Source organism: Coleofasciculus sp. F4-SAH-05, from assembly GCF_040222985.1.
Lineage (GTDB): Bacteria > Cyanobacteriota > Cyanobacteriia > Cyanobacteriales > Coleofasciculaceae > Coleofasciculus > Coleofasciculus chthonoplastes.
This window is the reverse complement of sequence record NZ_JAVKBY010000026.1, coordinates 17079-33936: the sequence shown is the minus strand read 5'-3', so window position 1 is coordinate 33936 and position 16858 is coordinate 17079. Positions and strand designations below refer to the sequence as shown.

The 16858-nt window shown below is 45.2% G+C and carries 12 protein-coding genes; 8 read left to right on the top strand and 4 right to left on the bottom strand.

Annotation, left to right across the window (positions count from 1 at the left end; all coding sequences use genetic code 11):
• The first annotated feature begins 93 nt into the window (after positions 1 to 93).
• Complete coding sequence (locus RIG27_RS03050) at positions 94 to 903, top strand: hypothetical protein (RefSeq protein WP_446342311.1); 810 nt, start codon at positions 94 to 96, stop codon at positions 901 to 903.
• On the opposite strand, the gene RIG27_RS03045 is transcribed toward RIG27_RS03050, so the two are convergent.
• Positions 900 to 1457 (bottom strand): DUF3226 domain-containing protein, encoded by a 558-nt coding sequence (locus RIG27_RS03045; RefSeq protein ID WP_446342310.1) that lies wholly within the window; start codon positions 1455 to 1457, stop codon positions 900 to 902. The genes RIG27_RS03050 and RIG27_RS03045 overlap by 4 nt on opposite strands.
• On the bottom strand, positions 1451 to 2581 hold the full coding sequence (locus tag RIG27_RS03040; RefSeq protein ID WP_446342315.1) for an AAA family ATPase: 1131 nt from the start codon (positions 2579 to 2581) through the stop codon (positions 1451 to 1453). Before RIG27_RS03040 ends, RIG27_RS03045 begins: the two co-directional genes overlap by 7 nt.
• 357 nt (positions 2582 to 2938) lie before the next feature.
• Between RIG27_RS03040 and RIG27_RS03035 the strand changes: the two genes are divergently transcribed.
• The 7 genes from RIG27_RS03035 to RIG27_RS03005 all read left to right on the top strand — a co-directional run bounded on the left by RIG27_RS03035 (position 2939) and on the right by RIG27_RS03005 (position 14760).
• Positions 2939 to 4012 (top strand): dipeptide epimerase, encoded by a 1074-nt coding sequence (locus RIG27_RS03035; RefSeq protein ID WP_446342308.1) that lies wholly within the window; start codon positions 2939 to 2941, stop codon positions 4010 to 4012.
• A complete protein-coding gene (locus RIG27_RS03030; protein ID WP_446342307.1) occupies positions 3996 to 5045 on the top strand; it encodes a DUF1611 domain-containing protein in 1050 nt (349 codons plus the stop codon). Before RIG27_RS03035 ends, RIG27_RS03030 begins: the two co-directional genes overlap by 17 nt.
• A 234-nt stretch (positions 5046 to 5279) precedes the next feature.
• Positions 5280 to 6374: a TIGR03032 family protein gene (locus RIG27_RS03025; RefSeq protein WP_446342305.1), complete on the top strand. Its 1095-nt coding sequence runs from the start codon at positions 5280 to 5282 to the stop codon at positions 6372 to 6374.
• Positions 6375 to 7316: 942 nt separating this feature from the next.
• Positions 7317 to 8297 carry a PPC domain-containing protein gene (locus tag RIG27_RS03020; RefSeq protein ID WP_446342303.1) on the top strand — a complete coding sequence of 327 codons (981 nt, stop codon included), beginning with the start codon at positions 7317 to 7319 and terminating at the stop codon, positions 8295 to 8297.
• The gene (locus tag RIG27_RS03015; RefSeq protein WP_446342313.1) at positions 8228 to 11650 is read left to right on the top strand and encodes an Ig-like domain-containing protein; all 3423 of its coding nucleotides are present in this window, start codon (positions 8228 to 8230) and stop codon (positions 11648 to 11650) included. The genes RIG27_RS03020 and RIG27_RS03015 overlap by 70 nt, the downstream gene beginning before the upstream one ends.
• A 53-nt stretch (positions 11651 to 11703) precedes the next feature.
• Positions 11704 to 12567 (top strand): TRAP transporter substrate-binding protein, encoded by an 864-nt coding sequence (locus RIG27_RS03010; RefSeq protein WP_446342301.1) that lies wholly within the window; start codon positions 11704 to 11706, stop codon positions 12565 to 12567.
• A gap of 102 nt (positions 12568 to 12669) precedes the next feature.
• Positions 12670 to 14760 carry a SpoIIE family protein phosphatase gene (locus tag RIG27_RS03005; RefSeq protein WP_446342299.1) on the top strand — a complete coding sequence of 697 codons (2091 nt, stop codon included), beginning with the start codon at positions 12670 to 12672 and terminating at the stop codon, positions 14758 to 14760.
• A gap of 49 nt (positions 14761 to 14809) precedes the next feature.
• Here the strand turns inward: RIG27_RS03005 and RIG27_RS03000 are convergent, their stop codons facing one another.
• The gene (locus RIG27_RS03000; protein WP_446342297.1) at positions 14810 to 15544 is read right to left on the bottom strand and encodes a hypothetical protein; all 735 of its coding nucleotides are present in this window, start codon (positions 15542 to 15544) and stop codon (positions 14810 to 14812) included.
• Complete coding sequence (locus RIG27_RS02995; protein ID WP_446342295.1) at positions 15532 to 16836, bottom strand: AAA family ATPase; 1305 nt, start codon at positions 16834 to 16836, stop codon at positions 15532 to 15534. The genes RIG27_RS03000 and RIG27_RS02995 overlap by 13 nt, the downstream gene beginning before the upstream one ends.
• Positions 16837 to 16858 lie beyond the last annotated feature (22 nt).

Genomic DNA, 16858 nt, shown 5'->3' with positions numbered 1-16858 from the left:
TGCTGGGCTTTACTCCTACTACCAGTTCTATGATTGATAAAATTTTGGCTGTAGCTCTTGATTTAATCAATCCTAAACATTTAAGAAATTGGTTTGCTCATTGTTGTTACTGTACCTCATAGCAGCGCGAAGCGCTGTAACAAAGCAATCCTGGAGGAAATTACAGATTCATCGAGTTTGCTGAAAGAAGCCGCCTATGAATTGTATAGCTTTCTCCATTTGACGTTTCAAGAATATTTTGCCGCACTAGCCGTCAATAAAAAACGTGCAATTGGATGGCAAGAGGTTGTTAAGCATCGACATGAACCTTGGTGGGAAGAGGTAATCCTTCTATTAGCTGAATGTATGGACGATGCGACACCGCTACTGTTAGGCATCTTGGGACGTTCGCTACCTCCATTGTCACCTGGAAATATCAACCAGTTAATACCGGAAGGGGAACCGCTAGCTGTCAATGATGACCTTTTTGATAGTGATTTGCTCTTGGCAGCACGTTGTCTGGTTGGTAAACCCACGATTCTGATGCAGGGGTTACGCGATCGCATTATTGCCGAAGTGAAAGCTCTGCTTCTTACCTCACGATACAAATTTGATTGGGATCGCATAGCTAGAATCTTAGTTGAGATTAATGACCCAGTTGTTACCGAGCAATTGCTGGAAATAATAAAAGATGATAGTGTTCAGCCATCAGATCGCCGAGAAAGCATTGTGAGAGCTTTCGGTAAATTTGGCAATCAGAGTGTTGCCCAAAGTTTGCTGGAACTTTTTAAGAGCAACCCAAGCAACCCAGAACTAGACTTATTCGTGCGTGTGAGAATTATAGATACGTTAGGTGTCTTGAAAGCAAATTTTGCAGTTAATAGTCTGCAAGAGATGTTACAAACTAATCAACTCAATATTTAGGAGCGTGATCTCTCCATCCACGCCGGATAAGCAATTTCTCCACAATGGCAAAGTAAGGTGTCTAACACACCCTGAGAACGATTATCTGGCAAGACATAGATTCCTGTTCGTGGTGTATTTGTTGTGTTTACCTCACCAGGTTGTGTGGGAAAATTGGGAAAATAACTCTGAAAGCAATCAGAATAATCTTTGACTACTGCATCAGGAGACTTTTTATCAGCATCAGCAACAATTCCCAATGCGGCAAGATTGGTTTGATACTCAAGGTTATTGCAGATAATATCATCTAAATTGGTTACCAGATTACTGCCTTCACCTGCATAGACAGCTACGGAAAGAGAATCCGTAAACAGGATAGAGGGCATATCAAGCCGCTTGTATAAATCTCCTCTTTTGGGATAGGTAGGGATAAATTTGCGCCAGAACGGATCTAACTCTGACTCCAAACCGTTACATTCTTTTCTAAAGTCTTTAAAGCCTAAAAGTTTAAGTCCTTTGCCCACAAATGCTTGATCGTGTGAGCCTTCAACACCTATGATGGCATAGTTCACCATCTTACCTCCTGTCCTAAGCCCTCCCGCAGCCTTTGCAGACGATGCCAATCAAGTCGCAGTGCTTGAGTTATTGAGTCCTTTGGTTCTAGGCGATAGACAACGAGATCCGCTTCTGCTTCAGTAGCAGCCAATAGCGCGTCAATAGCTTCAAGACTGTGAGTTGTGGCAAAGAGTTGTACATCCATTTCTCTGCACCACTGAACTAGCCAAGAAAATGATTCCTGGAGTGCTTCGGTATGGATCGCTGTTTCTAACTCATCAATCAGGAGAATACCCCCTCTTATCTTTGCCAGAGTCAAGGCTATGAATAGCAGGCGACGGACACCATCACCGAAAGCACTCAATGGTGCAAGACCTAATTGTTTGTGATCAATATAAACGATGGAGCTAACTCCTGGACGAGGCAGATTCTGTAAATCAATAATTCCTGAATCTATAGTTTGAATTAATTTAATCACTTCCGACTTAAGTCGATGAAGCGTCGCTTCTGATAGCAACTCCACTTGTAAGGTTTCAATGCGATGAGAAAATGGGGTTACTGTACTGACTGGAAGTCTTAGATCATTTCGGTTTTTTTGAATGAAAGGCTTATGTTCCCACACTTGAAACGTCTCTATTCGATCAGGTTCGGAGTTGAGATCCTTCAAATCATCGTTTAAGTGAGCTTTTAGCTCTATAGAAGCACCGCGCTTGATTGAGGTATTTTCAAGCTCTAGCTCGTCTTCAGAAACGTTAGACTCGTCCTCTAGATATTCCGACTCTCCTACTCCTTCTATCTCTTGATAGATAGCCCTAGATTCCTTGACGGGGAAAATGCCATCACCAGATAGATAGGTCTCCCCTTGGTAAAAGTCAATAATCTCATCTTGATTATTGTGATGAGGAAACAACCATTTGAGTGCATCCAGCTTAGGTTTACGAGACGATTTAATTTCTCGCCGCCTTGCCGTATTTAGCCACTCCAGTGGATCTAACGGACAGCAATAGGTGGAAATGGCTTCTAAAACACTGGTTTTGCCTGAGTTGTTAATGCCAACAAGCAAATTAATCCGTCCCAGGTTTTGCAAATTCAAATCGCGCAGCCCCCGGAATTTATGGATAGTAAGATTTTTAATGTGAAGCATCAACAACAGACCGACACAGTATAATGGGTCAATTGTACCAAGTCCAACTGATATCTTGCACCCGTTGTAATAGGTTTTGTGTAATGGCGTAGCACACCGAATTTGATGGATAACGCTTCCATTCAGAACCTGTAGGGGCGCAAGGCTTGCGCCCGATTTAACCGTAAAATCTATTCCACCAAAGTCTTTAACGGTGAGTGGTGCGTTACGCTTCACTCTCCTGACCCTACAGATTTACCTGAAGCGCTGTCAAGCCAAGCTTTAAGCCCGTTACCCCATCGGCTTCCGGTTGAGATCAGGAAATTCCAGTACCATAACCTAGTATGGGTTTCCTTTTCCCCAAACTACCCTTGGATTATGCGCCTTAGCTTAGAACCTTTTACTGTTCACAAGCGATTCCCCTTAACTATTAGTCGCGGTACAACCTCCCAAAGCACCAATATCTGGTTGCGGCTAGAACATCAGGGGATTGAAGGTTGGGGCGAAGCCTCTCCCTTTGCGATCGCGACTCCATCCCATCCCTTAACTAAAACTCCCCAAACGACTCAGATGTTGTTGGATGCACTGGAGTTAGTCATACCGACATTAGAAACCTATACCCCCTGGGAACGCCAGAAAATTGAACGAGTCTTGGCAGATGCGGATGTACCATCAGCGGCTAGGGCGGCGATTGATATCGCATTACAGGATTGGTTAGGAAAACACCTAGGTGTTCCCTTATGGAAATTGTGGGGATGCAATCGCCATCGAATTGTGCCAATTTCCGCCACGGTAGGAATTGGTACACCTGAAGCCGCAAAACAACGAGTGCGAGATTGGATACCGATTACGGGGGGCAGTGTGATTAAAATTAAACTCGGTTCCCCTGACGGAATTGAAGCCGATCGCGAAATGCTATTAGCTATCCGAGATGTCGCCCCCCAAGCCCAACTAACCGTTGATGCGAATGGCGGTTGGCGTGTAGACGACGCTGTGAAAATGTGCGACTGGTTAGCCCAACAGGGCGTCAAATACATTGAACAACCCCTTAGAGCCGGACAAGAGGCGGATTTGCCTCACCTGTATTCGCGATCGCCTCTACCTATTTTCGTTGATGAAAGCTGCTTTACCAGTCGGGATATTCCACCTCTGGCGAATTGCGTTCATGGGATTAATATCAAATTGATGAAATCTGGTGGATTAACCGAAGCCTTGCGGATGGTACATACTGCCAAAGCCTGCGGATTACAAGTGATGTATGGCTGCTATTCCGATAGCACCCTTGCCAATACCGCCGCCTCTCACTTATCCTCTTTCGCCGATTATCTGGATTTAGACAGCCATTTGAATTTAACCGACGATCCCTTCACCGGGGCGACGATGCAAGATGGACGATTGATACCAAATAATTTATCAGGATTGGGAGTGCAACGCCATGTATCTGACAAGTGATCAGCGCGTCGCTATTTTATTACATGAAGGGATTCGCGGCGATTACGGGAAAACCGGATTAACGCTGCTACGGTATACAGAAGCAACAGTGGTGGCGGTGATTGATAAAGATTGTGCGGGAGAGTCGTTATCGGACTTAACGGGAATTAACTGTAATGCGCCAATTGTGGATTCAGTGAGTTCAGCCCTCGCCTACAATCCGACTATATTAGCCATTGGAATTGCCCCATCGGGGGGACGGTTGCCAGAGGTTTGGTGGCAAGAAGTTAAGCAGGGAATCGCGGCTGGACTTTCAGTTTATAACGGCTTGCATACGCCAATGGCATCTGATCCAGAATTACGGGAATTACTTCAACCGAATCAACAAATTTGGGATATTCGTCAGGAACCCCAGGATTTAGGGATAGGCAAAGCCCAAGCGCGATCGCTGTCTTGTCAACGGATTTTAACAGTTGGCACGGATATGAGTGTGGGCAAAATGTCTACCAGTATTGAGTTCCATCGCGCCGCTTGTCGAAAGGGAATCAAGTCTAAGTTTTTGGCAACGGGTCAAGCGGGGTTAATGATTGCTGGAGATGGTATTCCTTTAGATGCGATTCGGGTTGATTTTGCGGCGGGTGCGGTTGAACAAATAGTGATGAAATTTGGTAAGGATTATGAGTTGTTAATCATAGAAGGACAGGGTTCACTAATTCATCCAGGTTCTACAGCAACCTTACCCCTAATTCGAGGTACACAACCGACAGGTTTAATAGTCGTTCATCGCGCTGGACAAAAACAGATTCGCTATTGCCCGGATGTCATGATTCCACCGTTACCGGAGGTGATTCAATTGTATGAAACTGTGGCGAGGGCGGGAGGAGCGTTTGCACCAATTCCAGTCGTAGCCATTGCTTTGAATACCGGGCATTTGACAGAAAGGGAAGCACGAGACGCGATCGCGCAGGTTGAGGATGAGACGGGTTTACCTTGTACGGATGTGGTGCGGTTTGGCGCTGATTTATTGGTTGATGCTGTAATGAAAATGTTATGATATTTTCCCTATTTGATGGATTAGAGTTATAGCAACCGCCATAGCTGTTAGGACACATCATTTATGTAGAGACCAAACATGGACGGTCTCTACTTATCGATATCACCATCATCTTTACCAAACGACCAGACGGCAAATAAGTCGTCGTCACAGGTAATTGCGTTGTGATAGTCACCTTTGGACTATTATAAGTTAGGATTGGTCACATTACAAATAACAAATAACAAATAACAAATGATGCACTCTCCCCAGCACCCCCCAAAGGATGACCCAATGCGGAGTGTCCATACCACGAACTTCCCCCAAATCCTCAACCAACTGGGAATTTCCTTAGTGGTTTCCACTTACCAAGCAGGTAAGTTAATCGTCCTCCGTGCTGATGGAGAACATATCAATACTCACTTCCGCATCTTCCAAAAACCCATGGGTTTAGCCGCTGACCGAGGTAGAATCGCTATTGGTACAGCCAACCAAGTTTGTGAACTCCGCAATGTGCCAGCCGTTGCTCAGAAATTAGAACCTATCGGGAAACACGACGCTTGCTATCTGCCCCGCAATTCTCATGTTACTGGGGATATTGATATCCATGAAATGGCATGGGCTCAACAAGAACTCTGGTTTATTAATACCCGTTTTTCTTGTCTATGTACTCTAGACTTTGACCACAGCTTTGTTCCCCGTTGGCGACCCCATTTTATCAGCGCCTTATCACCAGAAGACCGTTGTCATCTGAATGGTTTAGGTATGGTGAATAATCATCCCAAGTATGTCACTGCATTGGGGACAACCGATAGTCAAGGTGGCTGGCGAGAAAATAAGGCTTATGGTGGCGTATTGATGGATGTAGAGACAAATCAGGTGATTGTCCAGGGATTATCAATGCCTCACTCACCCCGTTGGTATCAAAATCGTCTCTGGGTATTGGAATCAGGGAATGGTTCTCTCGCAACCGTTGATTTAGCCTCTGGGAAATGCGAGACAGTAACTCAGCTTCCTGGCTTTACCCGAGGTATAGATTTCTGGGGTTCCTTGGCGTTTATTGGTCTTTCCCAAGTGCGGGAGACGGCAGTATTTAGTGGTATTCCGTTGACTGAAAGGTTAGAGGAACGCATCTGTGGAGTTTGGGTGGTGAATATTGAGACAGGGCAAACTATGGCGTTTTTAAAGTTTGAAGAGGCGGTGCAGGAAATTTTTGCGGTTCAGGTGTTACCAGAGATTCGGTTTCCTGAGATTATCGATTGGGATGAACAATTGATTGCCACATCCTATGTTTTGCCTGATGCAGCCTTGGCAGATGTGCCTGATGGGCAAAAGTATCAGCAGCACTAAGCCGTGAATTCAAGTTCCGGAACCCAAGCTATAGCAACCGCCATGGCTGTTAGGACACATCATTTATGTAGAGACCAAACATGGACGGTCTCTACAATGGTGCCGAACGTCCTAATCGATGTGTCTATTGCTATAAAACCCGTTAAAACGGCTTAAAACGTCTAGTCAGCTTTAGCTGACTTTAGCTATCAGCCGGAAATTTATTTCCCGGCTGACCTATAGGTATAGCACTACGGCGATACGTTAGGACATTCCCCTGTTGCCTGTTGCCTGTGACACACCGGGCGAAGTCGAGGTGTTCCCCGTTCCTTTTTGCACTCAACCCCGATTTTACATCTCCAATGTAAACGCTATATATATAAAAGGAGAACAAAAGCGAACTTTTATCAAAACTCGGCTAACTTGTATTAAATACATACTTAAGTCATTTGATCAATACATATAAATTCGTTAATTAACCCTTAGTTGAGTTACCATTTATTATTTGCCAGTAATGGATCGATAATCGGCGATTATCTTTACCAAAACTTCATAAACGCCTCCGAATAACTTTACAGAATCTTCATTAAACTCATCATTTCTGCATTCTCCTTTTTGTTAGGGTTTATTCATCAACAAAGATTAATTAACAAATTTTTCATGTTGACTTACTCAGTCTGCCAGTCTTTATCACAGTACCAAGACAGGTTTTAACATTCTTTACTGTTCCCGGTTCCCTAATCTCAATCGTTAACTTTAATTTTGTCCACCTACTTAGAGCGGCTTAGACGCTGCTAGTTTCTGCTGGGTGATTCAACTTCCAAAAGTTTAAAAACACCCCCTAATCTTGATGACCTAGACAGTCCGATAGTCTTCATCAACGAGACTAATTTTTGCTGAACTTAGCCCGACGGTCATTCAGCATGACCTGCAAGTTACACACAACTTTGGAGAATTAAACCCATGGCAACATTCAATGAACCCAACGATACCTTACTTGAATCCACTGAGACGGGCATCAATGGCATTGGAACCGCTTTTTTTAATGGCTCGATTGGCGATAATCCCAATATTTTACCGGGCTTAGATGTTGACATATTCGAGCTTCAACTCAATGCGGGCGAGTTGCTCAAGGTGGATATCGATGCGGAGGTACTTGGATCTGAAGATCTCGATTCTTACCTACGGTTGTTCGATGCTAGTGGCACTGAAGTGGCGTTTAACGATGATGCTGATGGACTCGACTCTCTACTCACCTTTTTAGCACCGACCACTGGCACCTACTACGTGGGATTCAGTGATTTAAGTAACAATGACTATGACCCCACCCTGGAGGGCAGTGACAGTGAAGCCGATACAGGGGACTATACCATTACCTTTGATGTTTCGGCATTTAACGCTGGACCAGAACCCAACGACACCCTCACTGAAGCGATTCAGACGGGTATTAATGGCATTGGCACCGCGACGTTTGACGGCTTTCTTGGCGATAATCCCAACATTGCACCGGGCTTAGATATTGACTTATATCAGGTTCAGATTAATGCGGGAGAGCAACTCACTGTGGATATTGATGCCGAGGTTATTGGGTCTGATGATCTCGATTCTTACCTACGGTTGTTTGATGCCAGTGGCACTGAAGTGGCGTTTAACGATGATGATGGAGATACTTCGGATTCCCTATTGAACTTTGTCGTGACGACCCCAGGCACCTATTACGTGGGGGTCAGTGATTTAGGTAACGATGAATATAACCCCACCCTGGAGGGAAGTGGCAGTGAGGATGATACAGGTTTTATACCATTGCCCTCGATGTTGCTGCGTTTGACGGACCAGAACCCGATGACACCCTCACCGCAGCAACTGAAACAGGCATCAATGGCATCGGCAGCTTCTTTGAAAGTCGAGAGATCGGCGATAACCCCAACTTTGCACCAGGTTTAGATATTGATCTCTACAAAATTCAGGTCAATGCGGGTGAGCTACTCACGGTGGATATCGATGCACAGGTGAATGGCTCTACTCTCGATTCTTACCTACGGTTGTTTGATGCCAATGGCAATCAACTGGCTGCTAATGATGATGCTGATGGACGTGATTCTGCCCTGAGCCTGTTTGCGCCGACCACTGGCACCTACTACGTGGGGGTGAGTAGTGAAGGTAATGAGATCTATGACCCAAGGATAGAAGGGAGTGGCAGTGAGGAAGATACAGGTGAGTACGATATTGCGATCGATGTTGTTGATGTTGCTGGAGCCAACACGATTACGGTGAACAGCACTGCCGACAACTTAACCAGCGGTGATGGACTGGTGACCCTGCGGGAAGCCATCATTGCGGCTAATAGCGATGGCATGACAGACCTGGGAGAGATGGGGTCTGGGATCGATACGATTATTCTGCCAGCCGGAACCTACACCTTCGCCCTTCCAGGCACAAACGAGGATGCCGGTCTAGACGGCGACCTCGACATTACCAGCCCGATTATTATACAGGGTGCTGGTGCTGAGACAACCATCATTGATGCCGCCTCCATTGAACGAGTGCTACATGTCCTCGAAACAGGAACCCTGTTCCTAGATGGTGTGACCCTAACCGGAGGAAATGACGACGATGGCGGTGGCATCTACAACGAAGGTACATTGAATGTAAACAACACCACTATTTCTGGCAACTCTGCTACAGGTGACGGCGGCGGCATCTACAACGAAGGTACAGTGATCGTGAGCAACAGTACCATCTCAGGTAACTCTGCTGAAGACTACGGTGGCGGCATCTACGCTGGAGAACCCACAGTCGTCATCAACAGCACCATCTCAGGTAACTCTGCTGACGTCGGCGGCGGCATCGGCAGCGATGGTTATGCAATCACCGTGATCAACAGCACTATATCGGGCAATACTGCTGAAAGTGATGGTGGCGGCATCTACAACTTCGATGGGCTAACCACCGTGAGTAACAGTACCATCTCAGGTAACTCTGCTGGAGGATACGGTGGCGGCATCTACAGTGAATATATATTGACTGTCAGCAACAGTACCATCACCCTGAATACTGCCCCAGATGGCTACGGAAGTGGTATTGCTAGCCGTGGCAGAGGGTCCACGTCAACGACCATTACCTCTAGCATTGTGTCGGGAAATACCAATAGTGATGTCGATTTTTTCAATGGGGATATCAACTCCTTTACCAGTGATGGTCATAACCTCATCGGTGATGGTAATGCTACGGCAGCGTTCAATCAAAGTGGTGACATCACTGGCGTTACTGACCCTGGACTCGACCCCCTCGCTGACAATGGCGGTTCTACCCAAACCCATGCTCTGCAAGCGGGTTCCGCTGCCATTGATGCAGGGAGTAATCCCAATATGTTGGACTTTGACCAGCGCGGCGAAGGGTTCGATCGCGTTTTTGGTAGTGCCGCAGACATTGGAGCCTTTGAAGTCCAGCCAGAAACAAGTTCCCCCGTTGCCACCGATGACAGCGTTGCCACGAGTGAAGACACTCTCCTGAGTGGCAGTGTCTTGGCTGACAACGGCAACGGCGCTGACTCTGACCCCGATGGCGACCCCCTGACTATCACTGAAGTCAACGGCAATGCGGCTGATGTGGATACGGAAATCACCCTCACCTCCGGCGCACTCCTCACGCTCAACTCCGACGGCACTTTTGATTACAACCCCAACGGACAGTTCGACGCCTTACCCGTTGGTGATAGCGATACCGATAGCTTTACCTACACCATCAGTGATGGGAATGGTGGCACTGATACCGCCACAGTCAATATTACAATTAACGGCGTCAACGATGCTCCTATCGCGATCGATGACAATGGTGGTACGACTGATGAAGAAACCCCCATCCTGATCAGCAATGTTCTAGTTAATGACTCAGACCCCAACGGTGATACCCTAACCCTCACCAGTATTGACACCAGCAACACCCTCGCCAATATCACCGATAACGGTGATGGCACCTTCACCTATGACCCGACAGGGAACCTAGACTTCCTGTATGCAGGTACAACCACAACCGATAGTTTCATCTATACCGTGAATGATGGGAATGGCGGCACTGATACCGCCACCGTTAGCGTTCTGGTGACAGGCATCAATGATGCCCCTGTTGCCAAAAATGACCGACGTACTGCCTTTAAAGATACCCCCATCAGCCTGCGTCCCCTCAACAACGACTCAGATGTAGATGACGGGGATACCCTGAGTCTGACCAATATCAGCAATATCACCAACGGCACACTCACCGAGGATAACGGTCGAGTCACATTCACCCCTGACTCCGGCTTCACTGGCACAGCCAGCTTCGACTACATGATTACTGATACTCAGGGTGCAACCGATACTGCCACCGTGACGATTGAAGTGGGCGATAACTTTGAGGGGGGCAACAATAGCGATACCATCAACGGCACTCCAGGGAACGATCGCATCAACGGCAATAACGGTAATGATACCCTCAGTGGCGCTCAGGGTAATGATAGTATCGATGGCGGCAATGGTAGTGATGAGTTAATCGGGGGTGGGGGTAGTGACACCCTCATCGGCGGGAACGGACGGGATACCCTTGATGGCGGTGGCGGTAGCGATTTGCTTGATGGTGGCAGTGGTGAAGATATCCTCGATGGTGGCAATGGACGCGATACCCTACTGGGTGGGAACAGCCGCGATACCCTCATCGGTGGCAATGGGAACGATTCCCTCGATGGTGGCGGCGGTGAAGATATCCTCGATGGCGGCAATGGACGCGATACCCTTCTCGGTGGCAGCAGCCGCGATACCCTTACTGGCGGTGATGGTAACGACTCCCTCGATGGAGGCGGCGGTGAGGATACCTTAGATGGCGGTGAAGGGAACGATACCCTCATCGGCGGTCAAGGTCAAGACACCCTCACAGGCGGTAATGGCAATGATTCCCTTGATGGTGGAGATGGCGATGACCAACTCTATGGGGATGCTGGGAACGATACCCTCATCGGTGGTCAAGGTCAAGACCAACTCGTCGGTGGCGATGGCGATGATGTACTCTCCGGTGGTTTCGGGAATGATAACCTGACAGGCGGTTTAGGGATAGATACCTTTGTCCTGACGGCTGGGGAAAACCAGGATACGATTACTGACTTTAGTTTAGGTCAAGGGGATCAACTGGGCTTAACTAACGGTGTCACCTTTAACGATTTGTTCTTCCAAGGTAGTGAGATTCGTTACAACAACCAAACCTTAGCCATGTTGAGTGGAATTGATACGTCTACCCTGACTGAAGACGCTTTCATATCCATTTAGGGACTGCTGAATAGTTTGTAGTCAGCACTTTAGTGCTTAAAGCGCTAAAGTGCTTGCTATTTTTCTTAAGTCAGTTATTTGATGCAGTTAAAGCGGGAACGGTTGAGTGCGGTCATACAACCGCTCTTTACTATCTGGAAAAAAATTCCACCTTAATCTTTAGCATTTCTGTTCCCTTTGGACTAACGGCATATCAACAGAATGCTTGGCTATATTATGGGGGTGGTTTAGAGATCATGCATCAGATCTATGCTGACTTTGGCGTTATCGCATTTCCTGCTGGTGCTGTGGGTATCCAAATGGGCGGATGGTTCAACAAAGAAATAAATCGTTCGGCTGACTTTAAAGGACTAAAAATTCGCATTCCTGGATGGGGAGCGCAAATTCTCAGCCGTTTTGGGGCGCAGGTGATTGTCTTAGGGGGCGATGAAATTTTGGCAGCACTAAAGACGGGTAGAATTGAGGCAGCCGAATGGCGCAATCCTCATGATGATGAAAAGCTAGGACTGCACCGTGTCGCTCACTATTACTATTATCCAGGGTGGTGGGAACCAGGAGCGAGTGAAGATATTCTCGTGAGTCGCCAGCAATGGCAAACGTTACCGAAAGCCTATCAGCAAATTTTGCAAGCGGCGGCGACGGAAACGAGTTTGACCATGTTAGCCGCCTTGGATGCGGCGAATGGGGAGGCGCTGAAACGGTTAGTTGAAGGCGGAACCCAATTAAAATCCTACAGCCAAGAGATATTACAAACGGCGTATCAAGTGAGTGTTGAACTTTTAGAAGAAAATGCTAGTCAAGATATAATCTTTAGAGAGGTATACGATAAATGGAAAGCGTTTCGCCGTAAAATTTATCAGTGGAATCGAATCAATGAATTGAGTTTGGAGCAGTTTGTTCTGAAAGATTTTAGCTAAAATCAATGATTCAGTCGGGATTGATTCGTGTAAAAAGTGCTAAACTATAAACTTTAAACTCGGTATCAGTTCAACCCGATTACATGGGATGAGGTTAACACCGTGAATTCCAGGCTGAATGCTTTTAAAGCTAAATTTTTGAATGATCGAGTTCAAGCTAACCGTCGGAAACTAGCCGCTCAGCTGCGTAATCAGAAAATTGGACAAAAATTAAATATTGCCTTTGGTATTTTAATGGTGATGACGTTTCTGGTGATTGGGCGAAATTATTTGGGGGGGCGAGAGGCTCAAGTCAATATCAATCGAACCCAGAATACACGAGTTCCTACCGCCCTAGCTTCCGCCCAAGCCCAGGCAAATTTGCTGAAAATGTTGTCCCAAGTGCGAGCGTATGTAGCCACGGGAGATCCGGAGTACCGCTACCGCTACCAAGGATCGAGACAGAAGTTTGAAGCCGATTTAGCCCAAATGGAGGTGCTGGCGAACCACTCCGCCTTTGATATTCGCGATCGCGTCGGTAAACTAAAACAAACGTATCAGGTTTGGTCGGAACTCCCCGATCAGTTAATCGCCTTGCGAGATGACTTGCTGGAAAATCAACCCGCCTTAAAACTTTTGGATAGCCAAGGGAAAAAACCGATTATTATTATTCAGCGAGAGATAGAAGAAATGCTCGATGATCAACAGACGCGATCGCCCTCCGCCACGAACACGGCTCTCCTCCTGGATATGGCTGAGTTTCAAAGTAGTTTTGCTCTCCTCGTCTCCGCCTTACAAAGCTACTTAGTCACTCGTTCTCCTTCCTTTCGCTTTGAGTATAATGCTCTGGCTCAAGCCAACCAAAATGCTTGGCTTGAGTTAGTGGCAAAAAAACAATTTTTGACGGCTAATCAGCGCACCAGCTTTGATGAAATTGCCAACAGACGTACTGAATTCTTTCGTTTACCCCCACAAATGTTTGAGATTGTCGAAAGTGACCGCTATCGCCAAGAATTATTCTTACTGAAAACTCAAGCTGAACCCCTAGCTGAAGACATGTTGAGCCAGCTTGATCAAATTGTTACAGCGCAGCAGTTAATGCTAGCTCAGGAATTAAAAAAAGCCAATCGCAGTCTCAATCAAGCGCAATTGCAAACGCTAATTTGGGGAATTTTCGCCTTAATCCTTGCCATAGCTATGGCATTTTGGTTACGCCGACAAATTGCTGAACCGATTAAACGACTGACAGACGTAACCCGTCGTCTCCAAGATGGGGATTTGAGTGTGAAAGCGGCGGTTAACTCAACCGATGAAGTGGGAAAACTGGCTGACTCATTTAACTGTATGTCAGGACAACTGAAGCACGCCTTTGTCACCTTAGAAGATAAAGTCACCGAACGCACCGCGCAACTTGCCACAGCGAATCAAGAGATTCAGGCGCTCAATCAGAAGCTGAAAACTGAAAACCTTCGCATGAGCGCTCAACTGGATATTGTCCGTCAAATGCAGCATCTAATTCTACCCAAAGCCGAGGAACTCCAATGTATTGAAGGACTCGATATTGCTGGATTTATGGAACCCGCTGATGAAGTGGGGGGTGATTATTATGATGTACTCTACAGTGACGGTGTTGTCACTATTGGTATCGGTGATGTTACTGGACATGGACTCGAAAGTGGTATTTTAATGCTGATGACTCAAATGGGTGTCCGCACGCTCAAAGAAATTCGCGAAACTGATCCGGTTAGATTTTTGGATACGCTTAACCGTACCATTTATAAAAATATTCAACGGATGAACTCGGACAAAAATCTGACATTAGCGATTCTTAATTATGCCCAAGGTCAAGTCAGCGTAAGTGGTCAACATGAGGAAACTATTGTGGTGCGAGAGGGTGGCAAAATAGAGCGCATTGACACCATAGATTTAGGGTTTCCTATTGGTTTAGAGGATGAAATTTCCGACTTTATTGATCATACTCTAGTACAGATCAATCCAGGTGATGGGATTGTCCTTTATACCGATGGGATTACGGAAGCTGAAAATATAAACCATATTCAGTATGGGATAGAAAAGCTTTGTCAGGTGGTGCATCAAAATTGGCAAAAGTCGGCGGAGGAGATTAAGCAAGCGGTGATTGATGATGTACAGCGACACATTGGTCAGCAGAAAGTGTTTGATGATATTACATTGCTAGTGCTGAAGCGAAATTAGTCCAAGAATGGAGAGGGTTGCCAAATTTCTGGCAAGTAGTTAGATATAGTTAAACTTGACCGCTTGAATCTGAAGAACAAAACTGTTTAAGATAGTTATACATTTCGCGAAATAATGGACATTTTTTGGGGACTATATGAGGACTTATTTCTCCCAAAAGGACAGGAGTATGTTCTTTTTTAGAAAAGCGTGGCTTATCGCGATCATCTTCATGTTGTACACTTGAATCAATGAGTGATCCTGATAGTTTTTCTCGACAGCAATCTCTTTGTGGATCATACTCACTAAATGATTCTGGATGATTAAAAGGAATATGCTTTTGGGTACTCAGCCACCAACGCATACGCTCATGTCTACCTCTAAAATCTGGATGTTGAGCTATTGAATTATTCCAATCCGCAATAATCCAAGCTTCGAGTTCAGGTGCAGCGAATCCCACAAATTTTAGAATATCAGCAGCTTCATGAACTTGTGATAGCTCCTGCAATATTTTTTGTCTTTGTACGTCAGGATCGCGACAATCCAGATCATCAAAAACTAAAATGAGATCACATCTATTGGCTTCTCCTTCCAAGGCGCTAGGGAGTTCATTTTTGATTTGCTCAATTAAGCTTTGACCTGTTTTACCATAACTGACGCCTCGATTCGGTTTTGGACCTGGTTTTTTGCGGACTGGTGTTTTTCGTTCAAATCTACACCCCGGAAAATTTTTCTCCAAAAATGGAATTAATCCTCTAACTTCAGATTCTCCACCTCCAGCGAAAACCCATACTACCACGGCCATCCCCCAATAGTGGGATCGCCAACCCGATAGAGATCACCTAGTTGCCATCCTTCTTGAAGTTTTTGTTCTAGCATTTCTTGAGAAAGAGACTTAATTGAAAAATGGGTTTTGTTTTCTGAGTAAAAACAAAGTATGTTGTCTAAACAATCAGTAAAATGATCCAAAAGATCAGGACTATGTGTTGTAATAATGATTTGAGTTTTTTGGGAGGCTTTCTTAATCCACTCCGCTAAAATTTGCATCCATGATATATGTAATCCTAATTCAGGTTCATCAATGACTAGCAACGAAGGGAGCATGGGAGAATGTAAAAGAATTGCCCAACATAGCATTCTCACAGTTCCATCTGACATTTCATTCAGGTAAAATGGTTCGTCTATGCCATCAAAGTACCATTCGACAGTGAGAGATAAGCGCCCAGAATGTATAGATCTCAGACGACGAGTTTTTGGCAAGATTGATTTCATTGCCACATTAATACTATCCTCAAAATCAATATTTTTTTGACTTAAGTTATGCAATACTAACGGCAAATTATTACCGGATGAAGATAAATAAATATCACTCCCACCTATTTTAGGTTCTGCCATTCTGATTTGATGTAAATCCATATTATTGGTATTGTAAAATTGCCACTTTGAAATCAATTCAACCAATTCTCTTCTGATTTTATAGACGGGAGTTTTTTCCGGAGAATGTTGGCTAGACTCAAGCAGTTTTGGCAAAGAAGCAAGTCCTAAATCCTTAGCCAAAATATTTTCTAATCTTTCAAAATGTGTTTTAGATTGAGCGGGTTCATCATAAACAGAGACAACCCCTTTTCCGACTTCTTGGTCATGAAATTTATAATAATAAAATGGTGGACTTGATGCTGATTCATGTAAATCAGCTCCACCGTATAGATATTCTTCGGAAATACTGACTTTGGGGTTGTTCCGATCAATATAAAGCTTTAAATCAAGGATTCCATTTTGTCTATCTGTAGTACTGGTCTGTGAAAGATTGGCAAAACAGTAGGCAAGGCTGACTTTAGCCGGACTATCCAGGTTCCCAGCTAAAATTTTATTCCCACCCATTTGGGCAACGGCATTTTCAAAACTACTAACCCCTCGACTTTCATCAGGAATAGTTGTTAGGCAATTTTTTAAGAACTCCAAGCAACTAAGAAAATTACTTTTTCCTGAACCATTTGAACCGATAAAGACGTTAAGCTTGTTGAGATAGTTCGACTGATATAATTGTAGATTTTTATAATTTTTTGCTGCCAGGAACTGAAGAATTGGTTGATTCATTTTATTTGTAGAAAATCTGTAT